Here is a 12749-nt window from a genome sequence, read left to right as displayed (position 1 = left end):
TTTCATACCTTAATCGGGATAATCATGCGCAATGCCCTCGACCTGAATACCGTCCGTGTCTACGTGGCGGTCGTCGATGAACAAAGCTTTGCCGGCGCGGCCCGCCTGCTGACCCTGCCATCGTCCAACGTCAGCCGCCACGTCGCCTCGCTGGAACGCATGCTGGGCGTCCGCTTGCTGGAACGCAGCACCCGTCACCTGCGCATGACGGAAGCTGGCAGGCTACTCTACGAACGCGCAAAACCCTTGCTCGACGCCTTACTCTCCACTGAGGAAGAGCTTGGCGCAGTGCAGCGTGAACTTCGTGGCCCCCTCAGGATGTGCATGCCAGGCGAAGCGCCAAGGCTGCTAGCTCCTATCCTGGCCGAATTCTGCAGCCTCCATCCCGGCGTCGAGCTGGAATGCGATACGCGCCTGACCGGTCTCGAAGCTCTCCGGGAAGACATGGACCTGTCCATCGTCTTCCATCGTGGGCGCCAGGATGACAGTACCTTCATCACCCGCGAACTCGCTACGCTGCCCAGCATCGTGGTCGCGGCGCCCGCCCTGCTAGCCAAAACTGGAATACCGCGCCACGTGCGCGAACTTAGGTCATTGCCTTGCATTACCACCTTGAGCGCGTTAAAGGGCCAGCCCTGGCAGTTTCTCGACGCCACAGGCGAAGTCGTGAAGGTATCCGTGCGTAGCCGCTATCGTGTTAACAGCGGAGAACTGGCATTGGCGGGCGCGCGGCAAGGCATCGGCTTTGCGATAATGGCGGCCTATCCATGCCAGGAAGATCTTGCCGCAGGCCGATTGCAGGAGGTGCCGCTGGACTTGATCCCTGCGCCGCTGCAATTGCTTGGCGTGTACAGCCATCGGCATTCCGTGACTGCCCGGGTTCGGGCTTTACTGGAATTGATACAGGTGCGGTTGGAAGGAGTCGGGAGCGGCTCAAGATGAAAAACGAATTGAGGAACGCGCCCGAATAGCCGAATGTCTGCTCCGCAACTGCGGACTCAATCGATCAACGGAACACTTTAACTTAAATGCATCATTGCAGAATGGAACGATGAAAAAAAGAACTCGAATCGATTTCTCCGCGCCCCGCGAAACCCGAGATTAACGTTACAACGCGCTTTGCCATGGGAAAGTTAGTGTAGGAACGCGCCGAAGCCCAAGCAACTCTTGTTTGAGCGCTGCTGAAGTCTCTACAGGGCAGGGAGATAGACAGCTCAGACCCGGTCTCGTCGTTGTATCAGGCAGCTACGAGATCGCACACCAGGAGCGTGGCAGGACACCCAGGCCCCAACACGATCCATCGGGATCTCATTTCCCAAGAAATATGGATCCAGGGTTGCCGCGAAGTTCCTCGTCATTCACGCGACACTTCAAAAAAGGCAATATTTCCAGGTGTATTTTTGCACTGGATAACATTTTTTTTGTTATAATTATTGCACTATTTTCGCTTGCTGGAGCCATTATGAAACATCAACAATATGATGTCGACTTGCTGATAGCAGTCGTAACATCAACATTTCCAAACGCCACGCAAAGAGTACTTGGAGAAGTTGTTAATGCCCTGAATGCACTTGCAGCACCCAATGAAAGTGATGCTTGGAAAGAATTAGGTAATCGTTTCTTCGACAATGCTAAGGAAGCACGGGTAAATTCCGAGGCGTTCACCTATTGCCTATTTGGTGGAGTCTGCCTGGGACGCTCTGTTGACTTGGCCCGTGCTAAAAATGTGGCAGCGGGTGGTCAACACTAAGGCAAAGAGACTATTGCCGATAGGCTGTACCGGTTATGCCGCGGCAAGATCATCGCTACCAGCGCCGCCAAATACAGCACAGCTCGAACTGAGGCCTAGCCGGCAGAGCGCGAGGCGTCGAGCGCTTGCTGCAAGTGGTAGCGCGGCAGGCCACAGTCGCAGTCATTGAATCGGGGCTGGTCGGCACGCGGCCTTTGGTGACCAGCACGATGTGGCTTATTTCGCGGCAAGCACCGGCGCGGGGATCTGCCGCAGCATCAGGTTGCGGATAAGGATGGACGCGAAGGTCAGCGCCAGGAAGAGCAGGCCACCCAAGATGATCGACCGGATACCCATGCCAGCAATGAACATGCCGCCGATGGTGGTACCCAGCGTGATCCCGATATTGCCGAAGGACAGAAACAGGCCCGTCGCCAGTTCGGGGCTGTCGGGTAGAGCCGAGGCGATCCAGTATTGCTGGAAGTTGTTGCCGGCGCCGTAGACCACACCCCAGAGGCAGGCCAGCACGAGCATCGTCAAGGTGGAGGGGCCGACGAAATACAGGGCGATATAGATGACGCCCAGCACGAACGGGAAGAGAAACACGGCGCGCAGCGGGTTGGTGCTCAGTAGCCGGCCCGCCACTGGATTGCCGCAGATGCTGGCCAGGCCGAACAGCAGCAGGGTGAGGCTCAGCGTGTGTGGCGCCAGCTGCGCGACGTTTTTCAGATAGTCGGCCACGTAGCTGTACACGCTGGCCATCGAGGCGGCGATCAAGGCCACGGTAGCCAGGGAAATCCACGTCAGTCGGCTACGCAGCAGGCTCAGCTGCGTGCCGTAGGCAACCCTGGAACCCACCGGCATCGACGGCATGGCCAGCAGGGTGAGCATGAAAGCGACCGCATTGACGGCGGCGAAAAATAGCATGACGGCGGAAAACGAGGTCGCGCCTGCGAGCAAGCTGCTGACCGGCACCCCGAATACCATGCCAGCCGAGACACCCATCATGATCCTGGCCACAGCCTTGGAAGCGTCGCGCGGGCCTGCCGTTTCTGCCGCGATGGTGAAGGCCAGGGTGCAATAGACGGGGTGGCATAGCGCTGGGATCAGGCGCGCCAGCAGCAGTACGGTGAAATTGTCTGTCACCATGCAGACCAGGTTGCTGAGTACAAAGATCCCTTGTACCCCTAACATGGCTGTTTTCCGGTTGACGCCGGAGAACAGCAAGGGCATGACCGGTCCCGCCAGCGCCACGCCCAGCGCGAAGATACTCACCAGCCATCCCGCCTGCGTCACGCTGACGTGAAAGGTGTCCGCGATCAGCGGCAGGATGCCGACGACGCCCAGTTCCGTGATCAGGATGCCAAAAATACCAAAACTGAGTTTCCAGACCAGCGCCTTGTGATGATTTTCCATAATTTACATATCAATGTAAGAATTAATACCGGTCGGCCGGAGCCATGCTGGCGCCGTACTGTGCCTCGCTGACCTGCTCCAGCCAGGTGACGTTGTTGCCATCGACGGTGCCGGTCAGCGCCAGATGGGTCATGGGCGCCGATGGCGTGGCGCCGTGCCAGTGCTTGACGCCGGGAGCGCACCACAGCACGTCACCGGGCTGCAGCTCGATCACCGGTCCGCCCCACGCCTGGGTCCGGGCGGTGCCGGCCACGATCACCAGGCGCTGGCCGGTGGGGTGGGTATGCCAGGCCGACCGCGCGCCCGGCTCGAACGTGACGAAGCCGCCGGTGAGCGGTGCCTCGCGGGTCGGCTCAAACAGGGGCGTGATGCGCACTCGGCCCGTAAAAAAGCGTGCCGGCGCGTCGATGGTGGGACGCGTGGCTGCTGGTGAAATTTCCTGCCGCAGCGCTTGCGCGCTGGCGGCGAGAGGCGCGGACAGCAAGACGGAGACAAGCAGGGCGACACTGCCGGGGAGGTGAAATGGCATGCGCTTTCCTTTCTGTTAATGAGTATGCTGCGCGAACACTTGCTTGACGACGGGCAGTGCCGAAAAGACGCTGGGCCAGCCAGCGTAGAACGCCATCTGCGTCATCGCCTCTGACGCCTGCTCTTGCGTCAAGCCGTTGTCCAACGCGCGGTTCAGGTGGTAGCTCAATTGCGCCACCTGACCGTTGGCGACCAGCGCGCTGACCGTCACCAGGCTGCGGTCGCGCGGCGCCAGGCCTGGACGCCGCCACAGGTCGTGGAACACCACGTCGGTGGTGTATTCCACCACGCCCGGCGCCGTGGCACCGACGCTCTGCATCACGGCGGCCTCGCGCTGCGCCTCGCTTTCCAGGTCGAGCGGCAGTAGTTCGGGCCGGGCCGGCGGCAGTTGCGCCGGCCCGACGCCGCGCTGGGCGAACACCTGTTTGGCCGCCGTCACGGCGGCTGTGGCATTGCCCCAGCCGCAGTAAAAGGCCAGATGGGTGATGATTTCGGAGACTTCGCCTGGCGTCACACCATTGTCGAGCGCCAGGTTCAGCTGATAGGGCAAGTCGGCGGACTGGTTGCGGGCAATCAGCACGGCCAGCGTGACGACGCTGCGGTCCCGTGGCGACAACTGCGGGCGCGCCCATAGCCCACCATGCACGGTGTCCGTGGTGTAGCGGGCCAGGCCCGGCGACACTGCCTGCATGTCCTCCAGCGTGGACGCGTGCCGGGCGTCAAACGCCGTTGTGTGCTGCGGCATGGGGGCGCAGGCACCCAGGCTCAGGCAGGCCGCGATGGCAGGGGTTGCGTAGGATTTCATCACGCGCTCAGCAGGCATGGTCGGCGCACTCGACAGGCAGGCCGACGGCATATTCCGCGTCCGTGACTTTCTCCAGCCACACGACCGCTACGCCGTCGAGTGCTTCCTGCACCGCGATATGCGTCATGGCCGTGGTCGGCGTGGCGCCATGCCAGTGCTTGTGGCCAGGCGGACACCAGACCACGTCACCCGCCTGGATCTGCACGATCGGCCCGCCTTCGCACTGGGTCCAGCCGCAACCGGCCGTAACGATCAGCGTCTGGCCCAGCGGATGGGTGTGCCACGCCGAGCGGGCGCCAGGCTCGAATGTCACATTGCCGCACGAGGTGCGGGCGGGCGCCGCCGGGTTACTCAGCATTTGTACACGTACCTGGCCAGTAAAACAGGCCTCGGGACCCGCGACCGAGAGAAGCGTTGCTGCACGTTTCAGTTCCATGGAATGTCCTCTATGAATGAGTCGGCGAAACCGCCGCTATGTCTTATTTACTATAGGGACAAGGCGCTGATGCGACTAGTGGCTATAATCGGCAAATACTTATGAAAATGAATCATAAATGGCTCGCACAAACAATTTCAACGATCTGCTTTTCTTTATCGCGGTGGCGCGCGAGCACAGCTTTACGCGCGCCGCGGCGCAGCTGGGCGTCTCGCAGTCTGCCCTGAGCCACAGCGTGCGTGCCCTTGAGGCGCGGCTCGGCGTGCGCCTGCTGACGCGAACCACGCGCAGCGTTTCGGCCACCGAGGCAGGCGAGCGCTTGCTGCAAAGCGTGCCGTCGCACTTCGACGACATCGAGGCAGAACTGGCTGCGGTGGCCGAGTTTCGCGACAAGGCGGCCGGCAGCATCCGCATCACCTCGACCGATTACGCCACCCGCACCATCCTGCTGCCGCGCCTGGCACCCGTCCTGCGCGACTATCCACAAATCCGGGTAGAGATCATTAACGACTACGGCCTGGCTGACATTGTTGCCGAACGCTATGACATCGGCGTGCGCCATGGCGACCAGGTGGCCAAGGACATGATCGCGGCACGCATCGGTCCTGACCTGCAGATGGCGATCGTCGGCGCGCCCACTTATCTGCACGGAAGGCAAGCGCCGATGACGCCGCAGGACCTGATGATGCACAACTGCATCAATCTGCGCCTGCCCACGCACGATGCGTTTTATGTCTGGGAACTGGAAAAGGACGGGCGCGCCATCCAGGTCCGGGTCGAGGGGCAGTACGCATTCAATGGCGCCTATGAGATCCTCGATGCGGCCCTGGCCGGCATGGGTCTTGCCTACGTGCCGACGGACCTCGCCGAGCCGTATGTGGCGAGCGGCCGCCTGCGCCGCGTCATGGAGGACTGGTATCCGCGCGTGCCGGGTCTGCACGTGTATTACGCCAGCCGCCGGCAATCGTCGCGGGCGATGCAACTGGTGGTCGAGGCCTTGCGCTACCGTCCTGAACAAGCGTAGGGGCCTGGATCCGCCTGGCAGCTCGTTTCATGAGCCATTTTCATAAGTGCATGCGCTTTACCCGAATTGATCAATGTTCAGGATCTGGCTAACATCGTCCGCTGATGACAGTCAGGGGAAATGACATGGAGGGGGCAACGCAACACTGGAGGGTAGCGAGCGGCCCGCAGTCGCTGCGCACGGTGGCGATACTCGGCGTCCTGATGGCGTTTGCGTCGATCTCGACGGACCTGTATCTGCCCGCGATGCCGTCCATGGCCGAGGCGCTGGGCACCGACGCCGGGCACATGGAGTGGAGCATTGCCGCCTACCTGGCTGGCTTCACCCTGGGTCAGCTGGCATGGGGGCCACTGTCCGACCGCCATGGCCGGCGGCGGCCGGTCGCTGGCGGTCTGCTGGTGTTTATCCTTGGCTGCGCGGGCTGTGCCATGTCGGGCTCGGTGGGCGCGCTGGTCTGCTGGCGCGCCGTGCAGGCCGCCGGTGCCAGCGCCAGCGTGGTCATCGCCCGGGCCATGGTGCGCGACTTGTACCGGGGCCCGCGCGCGGCGCGGCTGATGTTGACCCTGATGACGGTGATGGCGGTGGCGCCGCTGCTCGGCCCCAGCGTAGGCGGCCTGATCCTGCAGGTGGCGTCGTGGCGGGCGATTTTCTGGACGCTGGCGGCGTTCGGCGGCGCCACGCTGGCGGCACTGTCATGGTTGCCGGAAACGTTGCCCCCGGCGCGGCGCACTTGCGCACCGCTATCGGCAGCGTTGGGCGCCTATGGCCAATTACTGCGCCATCGCGCCTTGCTTGGCTATGCCGGCGTTGCCGGATGCTATTTCGGCGCCTGCTTCGCCTACGTCGCAGGTTCGCCGTTCCTCTACATTGCCTATTTCCATGTATCGCCACAATGGTACGGCATGCTCTTCACGGCAGGCGTGTCGGGGATCATGCTGGCCAACCAGATCAACATACGGCTCCTGAAACGCTTTTCCGCCGACGCGCTGATACGTTTCGGCACCGGCATGGCGGCCCTGGCAGGCGCCGTTGCCGCGCTCGACGCATTCGAAGGCTGGGGCCACTTGTGCGGCGTCGCCATTCCCCTGGTTTTTGTGGTGGCGGCGAACGGTTTCATTAGCGCCAATGCCATTGCCGGCGCCTTGAGCCATTTCGACGAGGGCGCCGGTGCCATCTCGGCGCTGCTTGGCAGCGTGCAGTACGGCACCGGCATGGTTGGCTCCGTACTGGTGGGCATGTTCGCAGGCGCCCGCTCGACCTTGAACGTCATCGCCTGGATGTGCGTCGCCAGCATGCTGTGCGCGTGGCTGTTTCTGCCTGGCCGGGCAGGGAAGCGGCACGCGATTACATCGCCAGTGCCGACGCGGTGAGGTGGCGCGGCCCATGCGGGCGGCCGGAAAACAATTCCATGAATGAAGCGGAGAATATGCATGTCGACTGACAAAACCATGAAAGCAGCCGTGCCAGCGTTGATTTTGCTGGGCCTGCTGATCCTGCTGTACGGGTTCGCCATGCTGGCCGGCGGGGTGTATCTCATAGCGCTCGGCGGTTCCTGGTTCTTCGCCCCGGCGGGACTGGCACTGGCGTTGGCCGGCTGGCTCATTGTTCGGCGGAACCCGCTGGGAGCCGCGCTGTACCTTGCCGTGTTCGCCGTCACGGTCGCTTGGTCGTTGTGGGAAGCCGGCCTCGCTTTCTGGCCCCTGTTTTCGCGCCTGTTCGCCATGGCGGTGCTGGCTCTGCTGCTATTGCTGTTCATGCCAGCCTTCCATCGGGGCGGTGACGCGTTCCGGCGCCGCCCGGCCCGGCTGTTGGCCGCAGCCCTGGCAACTGCGCTGGGCCTGACTTTTTATGCCAGCTTGCAGCCGCGTCCTCTTGCCACGGCACAGTTGACACCGGCACCGGTGGCGGGCCTGGCTGTCGGCACGGTCGCGGCGGCAAGCTGGCCGTACTTCGGACGTACCGCCTCCGGCACCCGGCACGCGCCGCTTGAGCAGATCACCCCCGCCAACGTTGCCAGCCTGACAGTCGCCTGGACCTACCGCACGGGCGAGATTCCCAGCGGCAGCGCGGCGCACGTGGTGACGCCCCTGCACATCGACGGCACCCTGTATGGCTGCACCCAGTCGAGCAAAATCTTCGCCCTGGATGCGGAGACGGGCAAAGAGCGCTGGCGCTTCGATTCCCATGCCGCGCCGAATAAGGTCTATCCACGCTGCCGCGGCGTGGCCTATCACGATGCCGGCGCCGATGGCAGGGCCGCTGCGGGCGCGTCGGCGCCGGCATGCACGCGCCGCATCATTGCCACCACGGTCGATGCGCGCATGGTCGCGGTCGACGCCGCGAGCGGCAAACCTTGCGAGGATTTTGGCGAGCATGGCGTGGTCAGCCTGCGCCCGGGCATGCAAAATCCGAATCCCGAGCTGTATTTTCCCACTGCCGCGCCAACCGTGGTGCGTGATCTGATCGTCGTCGGCGGGCTGGTGTGGGACAACCAGAAGGTAGGCGAACCGTCTGGCGTGGTGCGCGCGTTCGACGTACGCAGCGGCGCCCTGGCCTGGGCCTGGGACCTGGGCAATCCCGCCATCACCCGACTGCCGCCGGAAGGCGGTTCGTATACACCGGGCACGCCGAATGTCTGGTCGATTCCGTCGTTTGACGAGAAGCTGGGTCTGATCTATCTGCCGACCGGCAATTCGACGCCCGATTTCTGGGGCGGCCATCGCAGCGCGGCCAGCGACCGCTATTCGTCCTCCGTCGTTGCGCTGGACATCGCCACGGGCCGGGAGCGCTGGAGATTTCAGACCGTGCACCATGACTTGTGGGACTATGACGTGCCATCACAGCCGGCGCTGTACGATGTCGCCGACGGCCACGGCGGCGTCATCCCGGCCCTGATCCAGACCACCAAGCGCGGCGAAATTTTCATGCTTGACCGCCGCAACGGCAAGCCGGTCGCAGCGGTCGAGGAGCGCCCCGTGCCGCAGGGCGGCATGGCGGACGACCGGCTTGCGCCCACCCAGCCGTTTTCGGTGGGCATGCCGTCCATCGGCACCGAGCCGCTCAGTGAAGCGCGCATGTGGGGACTGACCTTGGTCGACCAACTGGCGTGCCGCGTGGCGTTTCTCCAGTCGCGCTACGAAGGCATCTTCACGCCGCCTGGCGAACGCCAGACCATCCAGTATCCAAGCTGGCTGGGCGGCATGAACTGGGGTTCCGTCAGCATCGCCGAAAACCTGGGCTACCTGATCGTCAACGATACCCGCGTGGCCGTGACCAACAAGCTGGTGCGGCGTGAAGACTATGACCGCAAGGTGCAAGCCGATGGCGGGCACGAGGGCAGTGCGCCCCAGGCGGGTACGCCGTGGGGCGTCGAGCAGCGACGGTTCCTGTCGCCGCTGGGCATTCCCTGTCAGCAGCCGCCATACGGCACGCTCACAGCGATCGACCTGACAACGCGCCAGATCGTCTGGTCGGTGCCGTTAGGCACCACGCAGGAAACCGGCCCCTTGGGCATCGCCACCCGCATGCCGATCCCGATCGGCATGCCTACCCGCGGCGGACCATTGACGACTGCGTCAGGTCTCGTATTCATCGGTGCTAGCCAGGATTTCCGGCTGCGTGCTTTCGATGTGCGCACTGGGGCGGAGCGCTGGAGCGCGCAATTGCCGGTAGGCGCGGAGGCCACGCCGATGACCTACCTGTCACCGCGTAGCGGGCGCCAGTTCGTCGCCATCAGTGCAGGTGGAAACTCCGCGACTACGCAGAAGGGCGACTATATCGTCGCCTATGCGCTGCCGCGCTAGCTCCGTTTGGCGCCTGGCGTCGACCTGGTGCGGCAAGTGCCGCCAAGTTCCACGTCGGGCCGCCCCTGATCGCCAGCCCCCGGTCGCCGCCAGCGCATGACATCCGAGATTGAATCGCCGCGACCATCGCAGACCCTCCTGAGCCATCACGATCCTGTGATGGTTCCTGCAGATCGGGACTCGCCGTTTGCCAGCAAGGACTGGCGCGATTGCTTGCCTGCGCATCGGCTGGAAGCAAGCGTGCGCCGGCTTGGAAACCGTCACGACAATGCTGTCGCTGAAAGCCTCTTCCAGCTGCTGAAGCGTGAGCGCATGCTGCGCAAGCCGGTGCGTCCTAGAATATATCTTGCCCGAAGCCACCCTATCGCCACTTGGGCACATCATGGGGAAGGGGCGACGGCGCATCGAACGGCAGCAATTACCGCAAACCAAATCACAAATCAAGAAGGACCTTGGACAACGTGGGCGAGAATGGGATAGACGCGAGGGCAAAGGATTGGCTACAGGCCTCGCGGGCGTGTATTGCCCGGCGCGGCGATGGCGATTGGATCGATCCCCGCCACTGCCTGGTATGGTTGGTAATTCTCGCGTCAAACAGGCATTGCCGGTACGGGGCGGCTCAGCGTTGGCTGGCCCCGGCGTCGAATCGCCTGAAGCTCACGTCACGTCGCCGGGAGGCGGCGTGTATTTGGGCAGGTGCCAACTGCCCCGCGCAATACCAGGGCAGGAACTCGTCGACACGGATGACGCGGTGATCGGCGATGAGGGCTGGCACATGGCGCAAGCAGGCGTCGGGCCGACAGCGTTCAGCTTGGCCATCCGTGGAGGGATACCCACAGCTGAATACGCCGGATGGGCGGCGTGCTGAAACCCTCCGGCAGCTGAACCCATCGCGCGAGCGGCGAGCCGTGGGCGGGAGCTAGCTCAAGCCCGGCGATCCGTGTCTGGCGCTCCCGTACTCGCTCAGGGAAGGGGCTGTGAGCGATTTCACGTTGATGGATGGCCAAGGAGTAGCAAGTTCTTTTTTTCGTAGAGCACCAGCATGGCGGCACAGACGAACTCGATGTGCGACTGCAGGCTGATCGCCTTACTGCGGTCGCCACGGGCAATGGCAAGTTCGAATGGGGCCAATGAGGTGTCGAGATCGCGATACAGGCTGCGTAGCAGGCCGTCTGTGTCGTAAAGGCGGCCGCCCGCTTTGTTTGCCGGTGCAAGGTTTTCCACGGTTATGCCGGCAGGCTTTCGCCGAATTCCAAGTCGAACATGGCGCGCTGCACGGCGATATCGACAGCCGCTTCGCCGCAGGGGTAGCTATCGGTCGAAACAGCATCACGCATCGGCTCGTGGTCGCGTTTGTGGTCGAGGATCCTGTATTGCGGATACCAGGCCGACTCCAGCTTGTGGGCCGTGGCTTCGATGGTGAATTTTCCGTATTGGGCGAGGCGGGTAAATAATGTGGTGTCCATATGGTTCGCTTCCTTGTTGTTTGATTAAATTTTGAGGTGAAAGCCGTCGCTGGTCTGTGCGTTTCAACACATAGACCGCTGCGCCGCTATTTTTGGGGGATGGCATGAACGTGACGGTTGTCATTCCCGGCCAGCGTATGGCCTAGGGCTGGCCGAGGTGTCGCGCCGTCGTGCTGTGCTTGCATGACGGCTGGCGCTGCCGCCAGCGCGGTGCCGTAGCCGCTCTTCCGCCCGAAATCTTCGGCCCGAACAGCGTGGCGGGGTGTCGGCCCCCGGCCGGCCCACAGGTGCTAGAACCGCGAACGGGTGCCTGGCACTTGCCAGGAACAGGGAATGGTGGACGGCCGGCCGCTGGCCTTTACGCCGGTCCCGGCCATGGGTAATGGATGAAATGGATGAATATGCGCGGCGCCGGGTACCCGGGATTCGGCCGCCACCGGCAACGGGGAGCGTCCCCGCTGAAGGCCAGCGGCCGCAGCCCGCCGCGCCGCCGGTGACTCAGCCGGCTTTCGCGCGGTGCGGCTGCTGGCGCGCCGTGATGCGGAACAGGCTGGGCGTCTGGCCCACTTCCTTGCGGAAGAAGCGCGTAAAGTAGGCGGCGTCCGAAAAGCCCAGCAAAAAGGCGATCTGTTCCATCGACTGGTCGCCAAAGATCAGGTGGCGCTTGGCTTCCGTGATCAGGCGCGCATGGATCATCTTGGTGGGGCTTTGCCCCGTCGCCGAGGCGCAGGCGGCGCGCAATTGCACCAGCGACACGGCCATCATCGAGGCGTAGTCCTGCAGCGGCAAGCCTTCCTGGTAATGTGCGTCGATGAGCTCGCGGAAACGGTCGGCCAGGCGGATCTCGCTGCGCGTCGTGCCTTCATTGTCGACCTGCTCCAGGCGCGTGCCGCGCACCAGCATCAGCAGAAGCGAGGTCAGCAGCGCTTCCGTGCCGATCACGTGGCCGGTGGCGCGCAAGGCTACTTCCTGTTCCAGCCGTGAAATGAGGCTGAAGAATTCCGCCGCCGCCTCGTCCGCATACGAGAGGGGAATCACGCGCGGCATGGCCCATAGCTGGATGAATTCATGCAGTTTGCTGTTGACCTGCGTCAGATAGGCCACTTCGATGGTGACTACCCAGCGGTCCACGTCGACTTCGTAATCGAGGCCATGCACGCATTCGGTGGGCAGCAGCAGCGCGCATGGGCCTTCGAAGGGCACGCTGCTGCCTTCGAGGTTCATCACGCCGCGGCCATTGCGCACGAAGATCACCTGGCCATACTTGGGATGCGCATGCGGCTCGGTGCGCCAGCGGCCCCGTTCCGTGACGTGGCCGATATGCACGAACCAGCCCTCGCGTTTTTCCTGGCGTTCCACGTACAGCCGCACTTTCGGCACGGTGGTCAGGGTGACCCTGCCACCCGCATGATATTGATTCTTTGCTACCGCATTGTGTGTCATCTGGTCTCCTGGGCAAGGCGCAGCGGGATCGTTGTGTCGCAGCCGGCCATGCTGGCACCGGGCTGCGCGGGCCGATTTCTCGCGCTGGTCGGCGTCCAT

At 63.2% G+C, this 12749-nt stretch carries 12 protein-coding genes and 1 pseudogene; 6 read left to right on the top strand and 7 right to left on the bottom strand.

Annotated features, from left to right (window positions below):
• The first annotated feature begins 24 nt into the window (after positions 1-24).
• The gene (locus BM193_RS12220; RefSeq protein ID WP_092798085.1) at positions 25-942 is read left to right on the top strand and encodes a LysR family transcriptional regulator; all 918 of its coding nucleotides are present in this window, start codon (positions 25-27) and stop codon (positions 940-942) included.
• A gap of 520 nt (positions 943-1462) precedes the next feature.
• Positions 1463-1750, top strand: a complete 288-nt coding sequence (locus BM193_RS28320; RefSeq protein WP_139176127.1) for a hypothetical protein — start codon at positions 1463-1465, stop codon at positions 1748-1750.
• A gap of 216 nt (positions 1751-1966) precedes the next feature.
• Here BM193_RS28320 and BM193_RS12215 read toward each other — a convergent pair whose 3' ends face one another.
• From BM193_RS12215 to BM193_RS12200, 4 genes are read right to left on the bottom strand one after another with little or no spacing between them, the layout of a single operon-like run.
• Positions 1967-3145 (bottom strand): MFS transporter, encoded by a 1179-nt coding sequence (locus BM193_RS12215; RefSeq protein ID WP_092797978.1) that lies wholly within the window; start codon positions 3143-3145, stop codon positions 1967-1969.
• 22 nt (positions 3146-3167) lie between these two features.
• Positions 3168-3674 carry a (R)-mandelonitrile lyase gene (locus BM193_RS12210; RefSeq protein WP_092797977.1) on the bottom strand — a complete coding sequence of 169 codons (507 nt, stop codon included), beginning with the start codon at positions 3672-3674 and terminating at the stop codon, positions 3168-3170.
• Between the two features lie 15 nt (positions 3675-3689).
• Positions 3690-4478: a carboxymuconolactone decarboxylase family protein gene (locus BM193_RS12205; RefSeq protein WP_175533254.1), complete on the bottom strand. Its 789-nt coding sequence runs from the start codon at positions 4476-4478 to the stop codon at positions 3690-3692.
• Between the two features lie 7 nt (positions 4479-4485).
• Complete coding sequence (locus BM193_RS12200) at positions 4486-4914, bottom strand: (R)-mandelonitrile lyase (protein WP_092797976.1); 429 nt, start codon at positions 4912-4914, stop codon at positions 4486-4488.
• Positions 4915-5032: 118 nt separating this feature from the next.
• Here BM193_RS12200 and BM193_RS12195 point away from each other — a divergent pair, with 118 nt between their 5' ends.
• From BM193_RS12195 to BM193_RS29105, 4 genes and pseudogenes are all read left to right on the top strand, one after another.
• The gene (locus tag BM193_RS12195) at positions 5033-5938 is read left to right on the top strand and encodes a LysR family transcriptional regulator (RefSeq protein ID WP_092797975.1); all 906 of its coding nucleotides are present in this window, start codon (positions 5033-5035) and stop codon (positions 5936-5938) included.
• A gap of 125 nt (positions 5939-6063) precedes the next feature.
• On the top strand, positions 6064-7308 hold the full coding sequence (locus BM193_RS12190) for a multidrug effflux MFS transporter (protein WP_092797974.1): 1245 nt from the start codon (positions 6064-6066) through the stop codon (positions 7306-7308).
• 60 nt (positions 7309-7368) lie between these two features.
• Complete coding sequence (locus BM193_RS12185; RefSeq protein ID WP_092797973.1) at positions 7369-9741, top strand: membrane-bound PQQ-dependent dehydrogenase, glucose/quinate/shikimate family; 2373 nt, start codon at positions 7369-7371, stop codon at positions 9739-9741.
• A gap of 156 nt (positions 9742-9897) precedes the next feature.
• Positions 9898-10065, top strand: a pseudogene (locus BM193_RS29105) (IS3 family transposase); the annotation flags it as partial.
• Between the two features lie 663 nt (positions 10066-10728).
• Here the strand turns inward: BM193_RS29105 and BM193_RS12180 are convergent.
• From BM193_RS12180 to BM193_RS12170, 3 genes are all read right to left on the bottom strand, one after another.
• Positions 10729-10965: a hypothetical protein gene (locus BM193_RS12180; RefSeq protein ID WP_092797972.1), complete on the bottom strand. Its 237-nt coding sequence runs from the start codon at positions 10963-10965 to the stop codon at positions 10729-10731.
• A 2-nt stretch (positions 10966-10967) separates the two neighbouring features.
• On the bottom strand, positions 10968-11207 hold the full coding sequence (locus tag BM193_RS12175) for a hypothetical protein (RefSeq protein ID WP_092797971.1): 240 nt from the start codon (positions 11205-11207) through the stop codon (positions 10968-10970).
• A gap of 498 nt (positions 11208-11705) precedes the next feature.
• On the bottom strand, positions 11706-12650 hold the full coding sequence (locus tag BM193_RS12170) for a helix-turn-helix domain-containing protein (RefSeq protein ID WP_092797970.1): 945 nt from the start codon (positions 12648-12650) through the stop codon (positions 11706-11708).
• Positions 12651-12749: the final 99 nt, after the last annotated feature.

Source organism: Janthinobacterium sp. 344, assembly GCF_900112025.1.
Classification (GTDB): domain Bacteria; phylum Pseudomonadota; class Gammaproteobacteria; order Burkholderiales; family Burkholderiaceae_D; genus Janthinobacterium.
The sequence above is the reverse complement of the archived record's forward strand: the minus strand, read 5'-3'. Positions and strand labels throughout refer to the sequence as shown.